This is a genomic window from Actinoplanes sp. NPDC048796 (assembly GCF_040650035.1).
Lineage (GTDB): Bacteria > Actinomycetota > Actinomycetes > Mycobacteriales > Micromonosporaceae > Actinoplanes.
Map to the genome: position 1 here is coordinate 38,015 of NZ_JBEZGO010000023.1, position 16,554 is coordinate 54,568.

Sequence of the window (16,554 nt, forward strand, 5' to 3'; positions counted from 1 at the left end):
ACGGCCGATTGTTCGCCGCCGCCGCGCCGGAACGTGGCTGAGCTGATCGCCGCCCAGCGTGAAGAGCCGCTCAGCCCGACGAGCCGCCCAACCGGACGAGCCGCCCAGCCTGCCGAGCCGCCCAGGCCGACGAGCCGCCCCGCCCGACGAGCCGCCCAACCCGACGAGCCGCCCAGCGTGAAGCGACCTGGTCGGCCGCGCGGTGCGGGGCTGGGCTAAGCGCGGCTGAGGAAGGCCCGGATCGCCGAGAGCCAGGCGTCCGGATTGTCGAAGTGCGCCATGTGCGCGGCCTCGGGCACCTCGACCAGCGTGCTCGAGGGCAGCTCGCCGTGCAGGCGGCGGGCCAGCTCGACCGGGAAGCCCATGTCCCGCACCCCCTGGAGCAGCAGGGCGGGTCCACCCCATTCCCGCAGTACGCGCGGCGCGTCCTCCGGGGCCGCCGGATGCAGCCGGCCGGTCTCGTAGGGTTCGTTCCAGTCGCTGGAGAAGCGCACCCGCGAGAGCACCCGGTGCCATTCGGCCAGCCGGTCCAGCCGCCACACGGCCAGCGGTGCGTCGGCCACCGCCATGGCCCTGCTCAGCGCGCCGTCCGCTGCGTCCGGCCCGGTGAGCAGCGGGTCACCGAACGACACCGGCGTGGTCAGTCCACGACGCTCCCGGTAGTCCGCCGACTCGTCGAGCAGATGCTGAAACTCGCGGTACGCCGTCGTGGACGCCAGGATCACCGACCGCACGACGGAGGGATGCTGCGCCACCACCCGCATCGCGATCATGCCGCCGTAGGAGAACCCGAGGATGTCGGCCCGCTCGGCGCCCAGATGGCGCACCAGCGCCGCCACATCATCGGCCAGGTGTTCCGGCTGGAGGGCGGCGACCGGCAGCTCCCCCACCGGCGGCGTCCGGCTGCTCCGCCCGCATCCGCGCAGGTCGAACAGAACGACATGTGCCACGTCGCTCAGCTCCGCGACCGCCGGCAGCAGAAACGAGTGGTCCCAGGTCGGCCCGCCGTGAACGACAACCAGCATCGGCCGCTCCGGGTCGCCGAAACGCCTGGTGTACAAATCGACGCCGTTGACCCTCTCGTGCACGCCGGAAACCCTACTGGTGTGATTCACTTCGGCCGTGCGCAGATGGATCGCGATCGTTGTCGCGGTGACGCTCATCCTGGTCGCGGCCATCGAGGGTTCCCGCTGGTGGACCGGCCGCGCCCCCTACTCGGCCGGTGACCTGGCCGCGCGCGCCGATCTGCGGATCGTCGACCAGGCCACGGCGGAGGCCGCGCTGGGCCCGCACAGCGTTCCGACGATTGCCGAGGGGCAGCAGCTCTTCCTCGGGCATGTGACCTGGCGCCGGCCGGCTCACGAGGAAGGCGCCGTCTACATGATGATGCTGCACAACCGCACACATCGCCCGCCCGCGATGATGTTCGGCAAGGAGGGGACCAACCTCGCCTCCAACAGCGCGCTGTCCGAGGCCGCGGATCGCTATCCCTGGCTGGCCGGCGCCGACGGAGTGCACACCGCCGACGGCGGGTTCATACCGATCGAGGCCATCGCGCTGTACTCACTCGAAGCCGAGGAGCTGACATTCGCGGCCGTACTGGTCCCGGCCGACGCCAACCTCGGCGGCCGGGTTCCCCGGGCCGCGGCTCCGGCCCAGGCCTCCGATCTGACGATCGCCCTGGTCCAGGTGAACGGGCACGGCCGGGCGACCTGGGCCCAACGCCTCCTGAACTAGAGGCGCCGGGCCACGCCGCGGGGTGGGTCAGCGGACGAACTGGGCCGCGTCTCGGGTCAGGTCGATCAGGGGGGCCGGGACGACGCCGAGGGCGAGCGTCGCCAGCACGCCGATGGCCAGGGCCGCCGACGTCAGGAAGCCCGGGATGGACACCGTCGGCGTCGACTCGCCGGGCTCGGAGAGCCACAGCAGGACGACGACTCGCAGGTACGGGAAGGCGATCAGCATGCTGGTGAGCACGCCGACGATGACCAGCCAGGTCTGCCCGCCCTCGATGGCCGCCCCGAACACGCCGAACTTGCTGGTGAAGCCGCTGGTCAGCGGGATACCGGCGAAGGCCAGCAACAGGAACGTGAAGACCGCCGCGAACAGCGGGCTCTTGCGGCCCAGCCCGGCCCAGCGGGACAGGTGGGTCGCCTCGCCGTCGGCGTCGCGGACCAGGGTGACGATGCCGAAGGCGGCGAGGACCGTGAAGCCGTACGCCACCAGGTAGAACATCGTGCTCGACAGGCCCTCGGGGTTGAGCGCCAGCACACCCACCAGCAGGTAGCCGGCGTTGGCGACCGACGAGTAGGCGAGCAGCCGCTTCATGTCGGTCTGGGTGACCGCCAGGACCGCGCCGACCAGCATGGTCAGAACCGCCACCGTGCCCAGCACCGGCTGGAAGTCCCAGCGGACGCCGTCGAACGCCACGTACAGGATCCGCAGGAGCGCGCCGAAGGCGGCGACCTTCGTGCAGGCCGCCATCAGCGCCGTGATCGGGGTGGGCGCGCCCTGGTAGACGTCGGGCGTCCACACGTGGAACGGCGCGAGCGCCGCCTTGAAGAGCAGGCCGATCGCGAGCAGGGCCAGACCGCCGTACAGCAGAACCTGGCTCCTCTGCGGGTTGATCACCGCCTGGTGCACCTGGTCGAGGCTGATGCCGCCGGCGAAGCCGTAGATGAGCGCCACGCCGAACAGGAAGAACGCCGAGGCGTACGACCCGAGCAGGAAGTACTTGAGGGCGGCCTCCTGGCTGAGCAGGCGCCGCCGCCGGGCGAGCGCGCACAGCAGGTAGAGCGGCAGCGAGAAGACCTCGAGCGCGACGAACATCGTGAGCAGGTCGTTGGCCGCGACGAACAGCAGCATGCCGCCGAGCGCGAACACGGTCAGCGGGTAGACCTCGGTCAGGCCGGGCTGGTCGCCGGCCTGCTTGACGTCCTTCTGGGAGCCGACGGTGATCGCGGCCTGCGAGACGAACGGGCCGCCGCGCTCCAGGGTGCGGTCACCGATCAGCATCAGCGAGACCAGGCCGAGGACGAGCAGCGCACCCTGCAGGAACAGGGTGGGGCCGTCGACCGCGACCGCGCCGCCGATCGTGATCGTGCGGGTGCTGTGCTGGAGGATCACCGCGACGAAGGACGCCACGATGCCGAGGGCCGCCAGGCTGAGCTGGACGGCGTTGCGGATCCGGCGCGGGGCCGTCACCTCGACGATGATGCCGACGCAGGCCACCCCGAAGAGGATCAACATCGGCAGCAGCGCGCCGTAGTCGATGGCGGGCAGTTTCAGGTCTCCCATGGCTAGCGCGCCACCCTTTCATTCGCGACGACCGGTGTCGGGTCCTGCACGCCGACGTCCTGCATGGTCGCCTGCACCGCCGGGTTGATCACGTCGGTGACCGGCTTGGGATAGAAGCCGAGCAGGACGATCAGCAGGATGAGCGGGGCCACCACGATCTTTTCCCGCAGTGTGATGTCTCGCCGCATGGCCGGCACCGTGGGCAGGACCGGGTTGAGCGTGCCCTGCGTGGTGCGCTGGATCATCCAGAGCACGTACGCGGCGGCCAGGATGATCCCGGCGGTCGCGATCACGGCGTACGTCTTGTGCACCGTGAAGGTCCCGATCAGCACCAGGAACTCGCTGACGAACGGGGCCGTGCCGGGCAGGGCCAGCGAGGCCAGACCGGCGAAGAAGAGCACGCCGGCCAGGACCGGGACCATCTTGCCGGCGCCGCCGAAGTCGCTGACCAGGTTGGATCCCCGGCGGGCGACGAACATCCCGACCACGATGAAGAGCAGGCCGGTGGCCAGGCCGTGGTTGACCATGTAGAGCACCGAGCCGGTGCCGCCCTGCGTGGTGAAGGCGAAGATGCCGATGCCGATGAAGCCGAAGTGCGCGATCGACGTGTACGACACCAGGCGCTTCAGGTCGTTCTGCCCAACCGCCAGCAGCGCGGCGTAGATGATCCCGATGACCGCGAGGACCAGCGCCGCCGGGGCGAACCAGCGGGACGCCTCCGGGAACAGCGGCAGGCAGTACCGCAGGATGCCGAACGTGCCGACCTTGTCCATGACGCCGACCAGCAGCGCGGCCGCGCCGGCCGGGGCGGCGCCACCGGCGTCCGGCAGCCAGGTGTGGAACGGGAAGAACGGCGCCTTGATCGCGAAGGCGACGAAGAAGCCGAGGAACAGCCAGCGGGCCGTGTTCTGGTCGATCGACCCGGCCGCCCCGGCGAGCTTGCCGAAGTCGAACGTGTGCCCGCCGACCACCCACAGCCCGATCACCGCGGCCAGCATGAACAGGCCGCCGACCAGGCTGTAGAGGAAGAACTTCACAGCGGCGTACTGCCGGCGGGGACCGCCGAACGAGCCGATGATGAAGTACATCGGGATCAGCATGACCTCGAAGAACACGTAGAACAGGAAGATGTCGGCGGCGGCGAAGACGCCGATCATCGTGAACTCGAAGGCCAGCAGCAGCGCGAAGTACGTCGGCACGGAGCGCTTGCTTTGGTCGACGTCGCGCCACGACGCCAGGATGACGATCGGGAAGAGCACCGCGATCAGCATCAGCATGACCAGCGCGATGCCGTCGGCGGCGAGGGTGAACCGGGCGTCCCAGGACGGGATCCAGGCGTACGACTCCCGGAACTGGAAGCGGTCACCCCCGGTCTGGAAGGCGATCCACATGACGACGCTCAGCGCGAGCACCACCAGCGACCAGCCCAGCGCCACCAGCTTGGCCAGCTGCGCCTTGGCGCGCGGGACGCACGCCACGACCACCGCGCCGACCAGGGGCAGCAGCGTCAGGATGGACAGGAACGGGAAGTCTTTCACGCCAACCACCCAAGCTGGATCGCGAGGAAGGCGCCGACGACGAGGACGGCACCGGTGAGCATGGAGAGGGCGTACGACCGTACGAAACCGGTCTGAAGCCGCCGGAGGCGCCCGGAGCTGCCGCCGACACCGGCCGCGATCCCGTTGACCAGTCCGTCGATGCCCTTGTTGTCGAGGTAGACCAGCGCCCGCGTGAGGTAGATGCCGGGCCGCTCGAACACCGCCTCGTTGAACGCGTCGGTGTAGAGGTTGCGGCGGGCCGCGGTGACGATGACACCGGCCGGCTGCGGCTCGAGCGCCGTTCCGCGGCGGAAGAGCGCCCAGGCCAGCCCGGCGCCGAGCAGGGTGATCAGCACGCTGAGGATGGTGATCCACAGGTGCGGGAGGACCGCCTCGGCGGTCTGCTCCTCGGGGCCGAAGGTGGCCTCGAGCCAGTCCGGGACCACCGTGACCATGAGCCCACCGGCCACGATCGAGCCCAGCGACAGAATCACCAACGGGATCGTCATGATCGCCGGGGACTCGTGCGGATGCTGGTTGTCCTCGGTGTACCGCTCCGGCCCGTGGAACGTGAGCACGAACAGTCGCGTCATGTAGAACGCGGTCAGCCCGGCGCCGAGCAGTGCCGCCAGGCCGAACAGCCAGGACGTCCAGTCACCGCGCTCGAAGGCGGCCGCGATGATCGGCTCCTTCGAGAAGTAGCCGGACAGCGGCGGGATACCGATGATGGCCAGCCAGCCCGTGGCGAAGGTCAACCACGTCCACTTCATGTATTTGCGCAGGCCGCCGAAGCGCCGGATGTCGACCTGGTCGTGCATGCCGTGCATGACCGAGCCGGCGCCGAGGAACATGTTGGCCTTGAAGAAGCCGTGCGCCAGCAGGTGGATGATGGCCAGGGCGTACGCACCGCCGCCGAGCCCGACGCCGACGAACATGTAGCCGATCTGGCTGACCGTCGACCAGGCCAGGACGCGCTTGATGTCGTCCTTGGCGGCGCCGATGATGCAGCCCATCAGCAGCGTCAGGGCGCCCACGCTGACCACGATCACCTGGAGCGTCTGGTTGGCCGAGAAGATCGGGTTGGAGCGGGCGATCAGGTAGACGCCGGCGGTGACCATCGTGGCCGCGTGGATGAGGGCCGAGACCGGGGTCGGGCCCTCCATCGCGTCGGGCAACCAGGCCTGCAGCGGGAACTGGCCGGATTTACCGGCCGCGCCGAGCAGCAGCAGGATGCCGAGGATCAGCGTCACCGTCGAGCTGAGCCCGCCGACGCTGGTGAACACCTCGTCGTACTGCGTGGTGCCCAGGTAGGCGAAGAGGATGAAGATGCCGATGGCCAGGCCGGTGTCGCCGACCCGGTTCATCAGGAACGCCTTCTTGCCGGCGGTGGCCGCCGACGGCCGGGTGTACCAGAACGAGATCAGCAGGTACGACGCCAGACCGACGCCCTCCCAGCCGAAGTACAGCATCACGTAGTTGTTGCCGAGGACGAGCAGGAGCATCGCCGCGACGAACAGGTTGAAGTAGCCGAAGAACCGGCGGCGGCCGGGGTCGTGCTCCATGTAGCCGACCGCGTAGATGTGGATCAGCGAGCCGACACCGGTGATCAGCAGGACGAAGACACCGGAGAGCGGGTCGAAGAGAAGTCCGAAGTCGACATGCAGGCTGCCGACGGTGATGAAGTCCCAGAGGCTCTGCTGCGCCGTGCGGTGTCCCTCTTCGAGGTCGGCCAGGCTGATGAAGAAGATCAGGCCGAGCACGAACGAGGCGGCCACCGCGAGGACGCCGAGCCAGTGTCCCCACTTGTCGGCCCGCTTGCCCAGCAGCAGCAGGATCGCCGCGCTGACGAGCGGAATGGCGATGAGCAGCCAGATTCCGCTCAGCACCCCCGACGCGGGGGCGTACTCCACTGCGTGTTCCACGTGAAGGCCCCTTTAGTACTTGAGGAGGTTCGCGTCGTCGACGCTCGCGGAGCGCCTCGTACGGAAGATCGACATGATGATCGCGAGACCCACCACGACCTCGGCCGCCGCGACGACCATCACGAAGAACGCGATGATCTGGCCGTCGAGGCTGCCGTTGATGCGGCTGAAGGTGACCAGGGCGAGGTTCGCGGCGTTGAGCATCAGCTCGATGCACATGAACAGCACGATCGCGTTGCGGCGGACGAGCACCCCGGCGGCGCCGATGGTGAAGAGGATGGCCGCCAGAACGAGGTAGTAGTCAGGAGTCACTTCTCTGTTCCCTTCGGGGCCGCCTCGTCCGCCGTCAGCTCGCGCAGCGGAAGGATCGCGGAGATGCTCCGCTCGGCGCCGTTACCGTCCGGCAGGCGGGCGGGCGCGGCGACCGACATCGTGTTGGCGTACACGCCCGGGCCGGGCTTGGGGCCGGGGTAGCTGCCAGGGCGGAAGCGCTGCTTCATCCGGGTCAGCTGGTCGACGACGTCCGCCTTGGCCCGCTCGACGTGCGCCAGCACCATCGCGCCGACCGCCGCCGTGATGAGCAGGGCCGAGGTGACCTCGAAGGCGAAGACGTAGCGGGTGAACAGCAGCGACGCGAGGCCCTGGACGTTGCCGTTGGCGTTGGCCTCGGTCAGGCCGGCCGTCGGGGTGTCCCCGAGCGAGCGGGCCAGGCCGGTGCCGACCAGGATCGCGAAGCCGACGCCGAGCACGATCGCGGCCACCCGCTGGCCGCGCAACGTCTCGATCAGGGAGTCCGAGGCATCCCGGCCGACCAGCATCAGCACGAACAGGAACAGCATCATGATCGCGCCGGTGTAGACGATGATCTGCACCATGCCCAGGAACGGCGCGGCATTGATCACGTACGTGACGCCGAGGCAGAGCATCGTCAACACGAGCCAGAGCGCGGAGTGCACGGCGTTGCGGGCCAGCACCATGCCCAGCGCCCCGATCACCGCGATCGGGCCGAGGATCCAGAAGGCGACGGCCTCGCCGGTGGAGACGTGGTCCATCACACGGCCCCCTTCGCCGCTTCGCCCGTCGCGTCCGAAACTTCGTTCGTGGCCCAGGGCGCCCGCTCGGCGCCGACCGAGGTGCCCGGGTTGGTGAGAGCGCCGACGTAGTAGTCCTTGTCGGTCTCGCCCAGGCGCATCGGGTGCGGCGGCTGCTCCATGCCCTCCAGAAGCGGGGCCAGCAGTTCCTTCTTCGTGAAGATCAGGTCCTGCCGGCTGTCGCGGGCCAGCTCGTACTCGTTGCTCATGGTGAGCGAACGGGTCGGGCAGGCCTCGATGCACAGGCCGCAGAAGATGCACCGCGCGTAGTTGATCTGGTAGATCCCCGCGTACCGCTCACCGGGCGAGAAGCGCTGCTCGTCGGTGTTGTCGGCGCCCTCGACGTAGATCGCGTCGGCCGGGCAGGCCCAGGCGCAGAGCTCGCACCCGATGCACTTCTCCAGCCCGTCCGGGTGCCGGTTGAGGATGTGCCGGCCGTGGTAGCGCGGGGCCGGCGTCGGCGGCGTGAACGGGTAGTCGGTCGTGATGACCTTGCGGAACATGTGCGCGAAGGTCACCCCGAAGCCCTTGAACGAGCCGGTGAACGTACCCACGTCACACCTCCTTGTTTTCCGAGGGAGCGGGGTCGCCACCCACCGTGGCGGGTGCGCGTTCGGCCACCGCGCGGCGGGCCCGTGGGCTGGGGGGAACCTGTAGGTCGATCGGTGGCACCGGGAAACTGCCCGGTGGTCGCGCGGCCAGCTGTTCCTCCAGGGAGAGCTGCCGTGGCTTGCGGGCGGCCGGCCAGAGCATGGCGACCAGCAGGACGACGACCACGATGCCGACGATCGAGATCCACTTGGCCTGCTGCGACAGCTCGTTGTTGGCGACCTTGACGTAGCTCAGGAAGAGGATCCAGACCAGGTTGACCGGGATGAGGACCTTCCAGCCGAACCGCATGAACTGGTCGTAGCGCATGCGGGGCAGCGTGGCCCGCAGCCAGATGAAGCCGAAGAGCAGCAGCAGCACCTTGGCGAAGAACCAGATCAGCCCGAAGTAGCCGGCGTTGGCGCCTTCCCAGATCGTGGTGATCGGCCACGGCGCGCGCCAGCCGCCGAGGAACAGCGTGGTGCAGAACGCCGAGACGGTGATCATGTTGATGTACTCGGCCAGGAAGAACAGCGCGAACTTGAACGACGAGTACTCGGTGTGGAAGCCACCGACCAGCTCCGACTCCGCCTCGGGCAGGTCGAACGGCGCCCGGTTGGTCTCACCGACGGCGGCGATGCAGTAGATGACGAAGCTGGGGAGCAGCAGGATCGCGTACCAGCTCGGTGTCGTCGCCTCCCAGCCGAAGATGTTCACCGGGTTGCCCTCGGCCTGCGCCTTGACGATCTGCGACGTGCTCATCGTGCCGGCCGTCATGAAGACGGCCACGATGGACAGACCCATGGCGACCTCGTACGAGATCATCTGCGCACTCGACCGCAGGCCACCCAGCAGCGGGTAGGTGGAGCCGGACGCCCAGCCGGCCAGCACGACGCCGTACACGCTCATCGAGGAGCAGGCGAGCAGCACCAGCACCGAGACCGGCACGTCGGTGAGCTGCAGCGCCGTCGTCTGGCCGAACATGTTGACCACGCCGCCGAACGGAATCACCGAGAAGGCGGTGAAGGCCGTGGTCGCCGAGATCACCGGGGCGATGAAGTAGACCACCTTGTCGGCGGTCTTCGGGATGATCTCCTCCTTGAACGGCAACTTCACACCGTCCGTGAGGCTCTGCAGCCAGCCCTTGGGACCGACCTGGTTGGGACCGGGGCGGACCGCCATCCGGGCCACGACCTTGCGCTCATAGTTGATCGTGAAGAGCGTCAACAGGAGCAGCAGGACGAAGACGCCGAACAGCTTGATCAGCGTGATCCACCAGATGTCGTCCTCGAACGTCTGGAGGGTGGGGTCGACGGCGTGCGCCGCCAGCAATGTCGACTTCATGCGTTCGCTCCCGAAGAGAGCCGGACAACCGCGCCGGCGGTGACCCCCAGGCTGCGGCGCAGCGTGGAGCCTGGGGAGTTCGTGGGCAGCCACACCACCCGCGGCGGCAGATCGGTGATCGCGACCGGCAGGGTGACGGCGCCGCGGTCGGTGCCGACCGTGAGCGCGTCCCCGTCGGCCACGCCCAGCTCCTCGGCCAGGTCCTTGCCGATGCGGGCCAGCGGCGTCCGGGCCGTCCCGGCCAGCACCGCGTCGCCCTCGGTCAGCGAGCCGAGGTCGATCAGGTGGTGCCAGGTGGCGAGGACGGCTTCCGCCGAGGTGACGGAAGGCAGCGCGGCGGGAGACACCGAGGGCAGCGCCGGGCGGGCCGCGCTGCTCGCCGGCATGGCGCCGAGCTCGCGGCGGATCGCCATGACGTCGCCGGTCCCGAGCGTCACGTTCATCAGGGCCGCGATCGCCTCGAGCACCCGGCCGTCGGTCATCGCCGTGCTGGTCGGGAGCACGGTTCCGAAGGACCGCAGCCGGCCCTCCCAGTCGAGGTAGGTGCCCGACTTCTCGGCCGCCGGGGCCACCGGCAGCACCACGTCGGCGCGGCGGGTCACCGCGCTGTGCCGCAGCTCGAGGCTGACCACGAAGCCGGCCGCCTCGAGCGCCTGCTCGGCCAGCCGCGGGTCGGCCAGGTCGCCCGGGTCGACGCCAGCGACCAGCAGGCCGCCGAGCCTCCCCTCGGCGGCCGCCGCGATGATCGCGTCGGTGTCGCGGCCGGCCGAGCCGGGCAGCGTGTCGGGCGCGGCCTTCCACGCCCGGGCCAGCTCGGCCCGAGCGGCCGGGTCGGCCACCGGGCGCCCGCCCGGCAGCATGTTGGGCAGGCAGCCGGCGTCGATGGCGCCGCGGTCACCGGCCCGGCGGGGCACCCACGCGAGGCGGGCGCCGGTCCGCGCGGCCAGCGCCGCCGCGGCCGACAGACCGCCGGGCACCGTGGCCAGCCGCTCGCCGACGATCAGCACCGCGCCCGGCGTCGCGAGCGCGGCGGCGATCGCCGGGTCCTCGGCCAGCAGCCGGGCCTCCTCGCCGGGCACGGCCGCCACGAGCGCGGCTCCCAGCTTGGTGAAACCGCGGGTCAGGTACGGCGCGACGGCCGTGACCTTCAGCCGCTTGCGGTTGAAGCCCTTGCGCAGGCGCAGGAAGAGGATCGGGCACTCCTCCTCCGGCTCCAGCCCGGCGATCACCACCGAGCCCGCGTTCTCGACGTCCTCGTAGGTCACGTCGGCCAGTCCGGCCACCGACGAGGCCAGGAAATCGGCCTCCTCGGCGCTGAGCGGGCGGGCCCGGAAGTCGATGTCGTTGGTGCCGAGGGCGAGACGGGCGAATTTGGCGTACGAGTACGCGTCCTCCACGGTGAGCCGGCCACCCGTGAGGACCCCGACCCCGCTCTCCCTGGCCGCGGTCAGGCCTTCGGCCGCCGCCAGCAGCGCCTCGCTCCAGGACGCCTCGCGCAGCTCACCGTCGGCGCCGCGGATCAGCGGCGTGGTGATCCGGTCGTTGGCGGTCGTGTAGCGGAAACCCCAGCGGCCCTTGTCGCAGTTCCACTCCTCGTTGACCGCCGGGTCGTCGCCGGCCAGCCGGCGCAGCACCTTGCCGCGGCGGTGGTCGGCCCGCATCGAGCAGCCGGCCGCGCAGTGCTCGCACGCCGTCGGCGTGGAGACCAGGTCGAACGGGCGGGCCCGGAACCGGTACTGCTCGCCGGTGAGCGCGCCGACCGGGCAGATCTGGATCGTGTTGCCGGAGAAGTACGAGTTGAAGGCGACGTCGCCCTCGCCCTCGCCGACCTGGCCGTCACCGGTGCCGCGGCCGCCGAAGAAGTCGTCGCGGTAGACGTTGATCTGCTCGCCGGACGAGCGGTCCATCAGGTCGATGAACTTGTCGCCGGCGATCTCCTCGGAGAACCGGGTGCAGCGCTGGCACAGGATGCACCGCTCGCGGTCGAGCAGCACCTGGCTGGAGATGTGGATCGGCTTCTCGTACTCCCGCTTGTGCTCGTGGAAGCGGGAGTCGGTGCGGCCGTTCGTCATCGCCTGGTTCTGCAGCGGGCACTCGCCGCCCTTGTCGCAGGTCGGGCAGTCGAGCGGGTGGTTGGCCAGCAGCAGCTCCATCACGCCGCCCTGCGCCTTGGCGGCCACCGGCGAGGTGAGCTGGGTCTTGACGACCATGCCCTCGGCGACCGTCTGGGTGCAGGAGGCGACCGGCTTGCGCTGGCCCTCGATGTCGACCAGGCACTGCCGGCAGGCGCCGGCCGGCGCGAGCAGCGGGTGGTCGCAGAACCGGGGAATCGCGATGCCCATCCGCTCGGCCACGCGGATGACGAGCTCGCCCTTCTCGGCGACGACCTCGATCCCGTCGATGGTGAGCGTGACGGTGTCGGCCTTCTTGGCTACATCAGTCATCAGTGAGCTCCAACCAGGGACTTGGACGACAGCCGCGGAGCTGTCCGGCCCTCGATGTAGTCCAGGTAGTCCTGACGGAAGAACTTCAGCGTGGACATGACCGGGGTGGCCGCGCCGTCACCGAGGCCGCAGAAGGACCGGCCGAAGATGTTGTCGGCGGTGTCCTGCAGGGTGTCGAGGTCCTTGTACGTGCCCTCGCCGGAGAGGATCCGGCGGTAGGTGCGGACCATCCAGTAGTTGCCCTCGCGGCACGGGGTGCACTTGCCGCAGGACTCGTGGTGGTAGAACTCCAGCCACCGCCAGGTCGAGTAGACCGGGCAGTCCTGGTCGCTGAAGATCTGCATGGCCGTGGTGCCGAGGATGGACCCGGCCGCGGCGACGCCCTCGAAGTCCATCGCCGTGTCGATGTGCTCGGCGGTGAGCAGCGGCGTCGACGATCCGCCGGGCGTCCAGAACTTCAGCTTGTGCCCGGGCTTCATCCCGCCGGCCAGCTCGATCAGCTCGCGCAGGGTGATGCCGAGCCCACACTCGTACTGGCCCGGGTTGGCGATCCGGCCGGAGAGCGAGTAGATCATCGGGCCGGCCGATTTCTCGGTGCCCATGCTCTTCCACCAGTCGGCGCCGCCGAGCACGATGTACGGCACACTCGCGATGGTGCCGACGTTGTTGACCACCGTCGGGCTCGCGTACAGGCCGGCGATCGCCGGGAACGGCGGCCGCAACCGCGGCTGGCCCCGGAAACCCTCGAGCGAGTCCAGCAGGGCGGTCTCCTCGCCGCAGATGTACGCGCCGGCGCCGCTGTGCACGACCAGCTCGAGGTCGAACCCGGAGCCGAGGATGTTCTCGCCCAGATATCCGGCGGCGCGCGCCTCTTCCACCGCGTTGCGCAGCCGCCGGGCGGCGTGCACCGCCTCGCCGCGAATGTAGATGAAGGCCCGGTTGGCCCGGATCGCGTACGCCGCGATGATCGCACCCTCGACCAGCGAGTGCGGGTCGTACGTCATCAGCGGCAGGTCCTTGCAGGTGCCGGGCTCGCCCTCATCCGCGTTGATCACGAGGTAGTGCGGCTTGCCGTCGCCCTGCGGGATGAAGCCCCACTTGAGACCGGTCGGGAAGCCGGCGCCGCCGCGGCCGCGCAGGCCCGAGTCCTTGATGAGCTGGATCAGGTCGTCGGGGTGGACGTCGAGGGCCTTGCGGACCGCACGGTATCCGTCCAGCTGCTCGTAGACGCCGATCTGCCAGGCGTTCGGCGAGAGCCAGCGCTTGGTGAGGACCGGGGTCAGCTTTTCCAGAAGCTCACGCCGTGGCTGGGTCACTTCGCCTCCTCGCTGCCGCGGGCAGTGTCGCCGGCGGGCTTGCCGTCACCGGCGGGCTGGTTGGCGCCCGCACCGGCCGCCTCGGCCGGGTTCGACGGCACGACCGGCGCCGGCTTGCTCGTGGCGTCCTTGTCCGGCGTGCTGGCGTCGGGGTTGCGCTGCTCGGCCGTACGGACCTGGGGGTCCTTGTCGTCGCCGGCCTTGACCGGCTTGCCCGCGTGCGAGGTCACCACCGACTTCACCTTGTCGACGACGGTGGCCACCGGGCCCTTGCTCTCCTCACGCGGGGAGGGCTTGGTCTTGGTGATGGGGGTGTCCGGGTTGAAGTTCGGCACCGCCACGCCGTGCTCCTGGGCCAGGGTCACGCCGCGCAGGGTGGGCGCCCCGGCCCGGCCGTCGCCGACCGCGCCTTCGCGGGGATCGGCGAAGCCGGCCAGCTGGACCTGCATCTCCTTGAGGGAGCAGATCCGCGCGCCCCGGGCCGGCGTGAACGACTCGCCGGTGCGCAGCTTCTCGACCAGGCCGACCGCCGCCTCCGGGGTGGCCTCGTCGAGGGCGAAGTCGTAGTTGACCGTGACGACCGGTGCGTAGTCGCAGGCGGCCAGGCACTCGGCGTGCTCCAGCGTGATGCGGCCGTCGCCGGTGGTCTCGTCGTGCCCGACGCCGAGGTGCTCGGACAGTTGGTCGTAGACCTCCTGACCGCCGAGCGTGTTGCACAGCGTGTTGGTGCAGACGCTCACCAGGTACTCGCCGGTCGGCCGGCGCTTGTACATCGTGTAGAACGTCGCGACCGCGCCGACCTGGGCCTTGTTGATGCCCAGGATCTCGGCGCAGAACGCCACGCCGTTCGGGCTGACGTGGCCCTCGACGGTCTGCACCAGGTGGAGCAGCGGCAGCAGGGCCGACCGTTCGCGACCGGCGGGGTAGCGAGCGAGGATCTCAGTTGCCTGGCCGAGAAGCTTTTCGGCCAGAGGGGCGGCGGCGGGGGAGAAATCCACCGTTGTATCAGTCATTACCGGTCACACCCACCCATCACGGGGTCCAGAGAAGCGCCGCCGGCGATGACGTCGGCCAACAGCGCGCCCTCGGCCATCGCGGGGATGGCCTGGAGGTTCACGAAGCTCGGGTCGCGCATGTGCACCCGGTAGGGATGGGTGCCACCGTCGGAGACGGCGTGCACGCCGAGTTCCCCGCGCGGGTGTTCGATCGCGACGTAGACCTGGCCCGCCGGCACCCGGAAGCCCTCGGTCACGAGCTTGAAATGGTGGATAAGGGACTCCATCGACTGGCCCATGATCTTGGCCACATGCTCGAGCGAGTTGCCCATGCCGTCCAGCCCGACGGCCAATTGCGCAGGCCAGGCTATCTTTTTGTCGGCGATGAAGATCGGACCCGGCCGCAGGCGGTCGAGGGCCTGTTCTATGATCTTGAGAGATTCTCGAATCTCGGCGAGACGAACCTGGTACCGCCCCCAGACGTCGGCGGTCGTCGCGGTCGGGACATCGAACTCATAATTTTCATAGCCGCAGTAGGGCATCGTCTTCCGCAGGTCCCAAGCCAGGCCGGCGGAACGCAGCACGGGCCCGGTGACGCCGAGCGCTAGGCAACCGGTCACGTCGAGCACGGCGACGCCCTGAGTACGCTCCTGCCAGATCACCTGGCCGGAGAGCATGGCCTCGTACTCCTTGAGTTTCTTGGGCAGGTAGACCAGAAAGTCGCGGATCTTCTTGATCGCCGACTCCGGAACGTCCTGCGCCACTCCGCCCGGGCGGAAATAGGCGTGGTTCATCCGCAGGCCGGAGGTCTCTTCGAAGATGTCGAGGATGTACTCACGCTCGCGGAAGCCGTACAGCATCATCGAGATGGCGCCCAGCTCCATGCCGGTGGTGGCCAGCCAGACCAGGTGCGACGAGATCCGGTTCAGCTCCATGAAGAGCACCCGGATCGTGTTCGCCCGCTCGGTGATCTGGTCGGTGATGCCGAGCAGCTTCTCGACGGCGAGGCAGTAACCGGCCTCGTTGAACAGCGGCGCGAGGTAATCGGCCCGGGTGACGAAGGTGGTGCCCTGCGTCCAGTTGCGGTACTCGAGGTTCTTCTCGATGCCCGTGTGGAGGTAACCGACGACCGGCCGTACCTCCTGAACGGTCTCGCCCTCGAGTTCGAGCACGAGGCGCAGAACGCCGTGCGTCGACGGGTGCTGCGGACCCATGTTGACGACGATCTTCTCGTTGCTCAGCGGGTCGACGCTGCCGGTGACGGTGTCCCAGTCGCCGCCGGTGACGGTGAAGACGCGGCCCTCGGTGGTCTCGCGCTCGGTTGCGTATCCGGACTGTGTCATTGGTAGACCCTCCGCTGGTCAGGAGGCGGAATCTCGGCGCCCTTGTACTCGACGGGCACGCCGCCGAGCGGGTAGTCCTTGCGCTGGGGGTGGCCCTCCCAGTCGTCCGGCATGAGCACCCGCGTCAGGTTGGGGTGACCCGCGAAGACCACGCCGAACATGTCGTACGTCTCCCGCTCCTGCCAGTCGGCGGTCGGGTAGACGCTGGTCACGCTGGGGACGCTCACGCCGTCGGGCACGGCGATCTCGAGCCGCACACGGCGCCGGTACGTCATCGAGGCCAGGTGGTAGACGACGTGCAGCCGGCGGACGTCGCTGGCGAGGTAGTCCACGCCGGACACCGACGAGCACAGCTCGAAGCGCAGCGACTCGTCGTCCCGCATGATCTGCGCGACTTCGGCGATCCGCTCGGCCTTGATGTGCAGGGTCAGCTCGCCCCGGTCGACCACGACCCGCTCGATCGCGTCGGCGAAGCCGGGGTACGCCTCCTCGAGGGCGTCGGTGACCTCGTCGAAGTACCCGCCGTACGGCTTGGGGCTGCTGATCTCCTCGGGCCGCCGGCGGACCAGGCCGCCGAAGCCGGAGACGTCACCGGTGCCGGTGATGCCGAACATGCCCTTCTGCGGGCTGGCCGGCGCCTGGGCCGGGGCGTCGATGTCGGCGCCGACCGGCTGGG

Annotated in this window: 14 protein-coding genes; 1 reads left to right on the forward strand and 13 read right to left on the reverse strand. The window is 69.5% G+C overall.

Going from position 1 to position 16,554, the window contains the following annotated elements; genetic code table 11:
• Positions 1–215: 215 nt before the first annotated feature.
• Entirely contained in the window at positions 216–1,088 is an 873-nt protein-coding gene (locus AB0C26_RS43725; RefSeq protein ID WP_360260494.1) for an alpha/beta hydrolase, read from the reverse strand.
• A gap of 34 nt (positions 1,089–1,122) precedes the next feature.
• Between AB0C26_RS43725 and AB0C26_RS43730 the strand changes: the two genes are divergently transcribed.
• Positions 1,123–1,737: a hypothetical protein gene (locus tag AB0C26_RS43730; RefSeq protein ID WP_360260496.1), complete on the forward strand. Its 615-nt coding sequence runs from the start codon at positions 1,123–1,125 to the stop codon at positions 1,735–1,737.
• A 27-nt stretch (positions 1,738–1,764) separates the two neighbouring features.
• Here the strand turns inward: AB0C26_RS43730 and nuoN are convergent, their stop codons facing one another.
• Genes nuoN through AB0C26_RS43790 form a run of 12 tightly spaced genes read right to left on the reverse strand, consistent with a single transcriptional unit; the run spans position 1,765 to position 16,492 of the window.
• Positions 1,765–3,297 carry an NADH-quinone oxidoreductase subunit NuoN gene (gene nuoN, locus AB0C26_RS43735; protein ID WP_360260498.1) on the reverse strand — a complete coding sequence of 511 codons (1,533 nt, stop codon included), beginning with the start codon at positions 3,295–3,297 and terminating at the stop codon, positions 1,765–1,767.
• 2 nt (positions 3,298–3,299) lie between these two features.
• Positions 3,300–4,835: an NADH-quinone oxidoreductase subunit M gene (locus tag AB0C26_RS43740; RefSeq protein ID WP_360260500.1), complete on the reverse strand. Its 1,536-nt coding sequence runs from the start codon at positions 4,833–4,835 to the stop codon at positions 3,300–3,302.
• Entirely contained in the window at positions 4,832–6,757 is a 1,926-nt protein-coding gene (gene nuoL / locus AB0C26_RS43745; RefSeq protein ID WP_360260502.1) for an NADH-quinone oxidoreductase subunit L, read from the reverse strand. Before nuoL ends, AB0C26_RS43740 begins: the two co-directional genes overlap by 4 nt.
• Before the next feature lie 12 nt (positions 6,758–6,769).
• On the reverse strand, positions 6,770–7,069 hold the full coding sequence (gene nuoK / locus AB0C26_RS43750) for an NADH-quinone oxidoreductase subunit NuoK (protein ID WP_360260504.1): 300 nt from the start codon (positions 7,067–7,069) through the stop codon (positions 6,770–6,772).
• Complete coding sequence (locus tag AB0C26_RS43755) at positions 7,066–7,809, reverse strand: NADH-quinone oxidoreductase subunit J (protein WP_360260506.1); 744 nt, start codon at positions 7,807–7,809, stop codon at positions 7,066–7,068. The genes nuoK and AB0C26_RS43755 overlap by 4 nt, the downstream gene beginning before the upstream one ends.
• Positions 7,809–8,402, reverse strand: a complete 594-nt coding sequence (nuoI, locus tag AB0C26_RS43760) for an NADH-quinone oxidoreductase subunit NuoI (protein ID WP_360260509.1) — start codon at positions 8,400–8,402, stop codon at positions 7,809–7,811. Before nuoI ends, AB0C26_RS43755 begins: the two co-directional genes overlap by 1 nt.
• Before the next feature lies 1 nt (position 8,403).
• Positions 8,404–9,780 carry an NADH-quinone oxidoreductase subunit NuoH gene (gene nuoH, locus AB0C26_RS43765; RefSeq protein WP_360260511.1) on the reverse strand — a complete coding sequence of 459 codons (1,377 nt, stop codon included), beginning with the start codon at positions 9,778–9,780 and terminating at the stop codon, positions 8,404–8,406.
• The gene (locus AB0C26_RS43770) at positions 9,777–12,224 is read right to left on the reverse strand and encodes an NADH-quinone oxidoreductase subunit G (RefSeq protein WP_360260513.1); all 2,448 of its coding nucleotides are present in this window, start codon (positions 12,222–12,224) and stop codon (positions 9,777–9,779) included. The genes nuoH and AB0C26_RS43770 overlap by 4 nt, the downstream gene beginning before the upstream one ends.
• Complete coding sequence (nuoF, locus tag AB0C26_RS43775) at positions 12,224–13,540, reverse strand: NADH-quinone oxidoreductase subunit NuoF (RefSeq protein ID WP_360260515.1); 1,317 nt, start codon at positions 13,538–13,540, stop codon at positions 12,224–12,226. Before nuoF ends, AB0C26_RS43770 begins: the two co-directional genes overlap by 1 nt.
• Positions 13,537–14,553, reverse strand: coding sequence for an NADH-quinone oxidoreductase subunit NuoE (gene nuoE, locus AB0C26_RS43780; protein ID WP_360260518.1), 1,017 nt, complete (start codon positions 14,551–14,553; stop codon positions 13,537–13,539). The genes nuoF and nuoE overlap by 4 nt, the downstream gene beginning before the upstream one ends.
• Entirely contained in the window at positions 14,553–15,878 is a 1,326-nt protein-coding gene (locus tag AB0C26_RS43785) for an NADH-quinone oxidoreductase subunit D (RefSeq protein ID WP_360260520.1), read from the reverse strand. The genes nuoE and AB0C26_RS43785 overlap by 1 nt, the downstream gene beginning before the upstream one ends.
• Complete coding sequence (locus AB0C26_RS43790) at positions 15,875–16,492, reverse strand: NADH-quinone oxidoreductase subunit C (RefSeq protein ID WP_360260639.1); 618 nt, start codon at positions 16,490–16,492, stop codon at positions 15,875–15,877. The genes AB0C26_RS43785 and AB0C26_RS43790 overlap by 4 nt, the downstream gene beginning before the upstream one ends.
• Positions 16,493–16,554 lie beyond the last annotated feature (62 nt).

Coding starts and splice junctions, on each gene's coding strand:
- AB0C26_RS43770 (WP_360260513.1), bottom strand. CDS start 12,224: ATGACTGATGTAGCCAAGAAGGCCGACACCGTCACGCTCACCATCGAC.
- nuoN (WP_360260498.1), bottom strand. CDS start 3,297: ATGGGAGACCTGAAACTGCCCGCCATCGACTACGGCGCGCTGCTGCCG.
- AB0C26_RS43755 (WP_360260506.1), bottom strand. CDS start 7,809: ATGGACCACGTCTCCACCGGCGAGGCCGTCGCCTTCTGGATCCTCGGC.
- nuoH (WP_360260511.1), bottom strand. CDS start 9,780: ATGAAGTCGACATTGCTGGCGGCGCACGCCGTCGACCCCACCCTCCAG.
- nuoE (WP_360260518.1), bottom strand. CDS start 14,553: ATGACTGATACAACGGTGGATTTCTCCCCCGCCGCCGCCCCTCTGGCC.
- AB0C26_RS43785 (WP_360260520.1), bottom strand. CDS start 15,878: ATGACACAGTCCGGATACGCAACCGAGCGCGAGACCACCGAGGGCCGC.
- AB0C26_RS43790 (WP_360260639.1), bottom strand. CDS start 16,492: ATGTTCGGCATCACCGGCACCGGTGACGTCTCCGGCTTCGGCGGCCTG.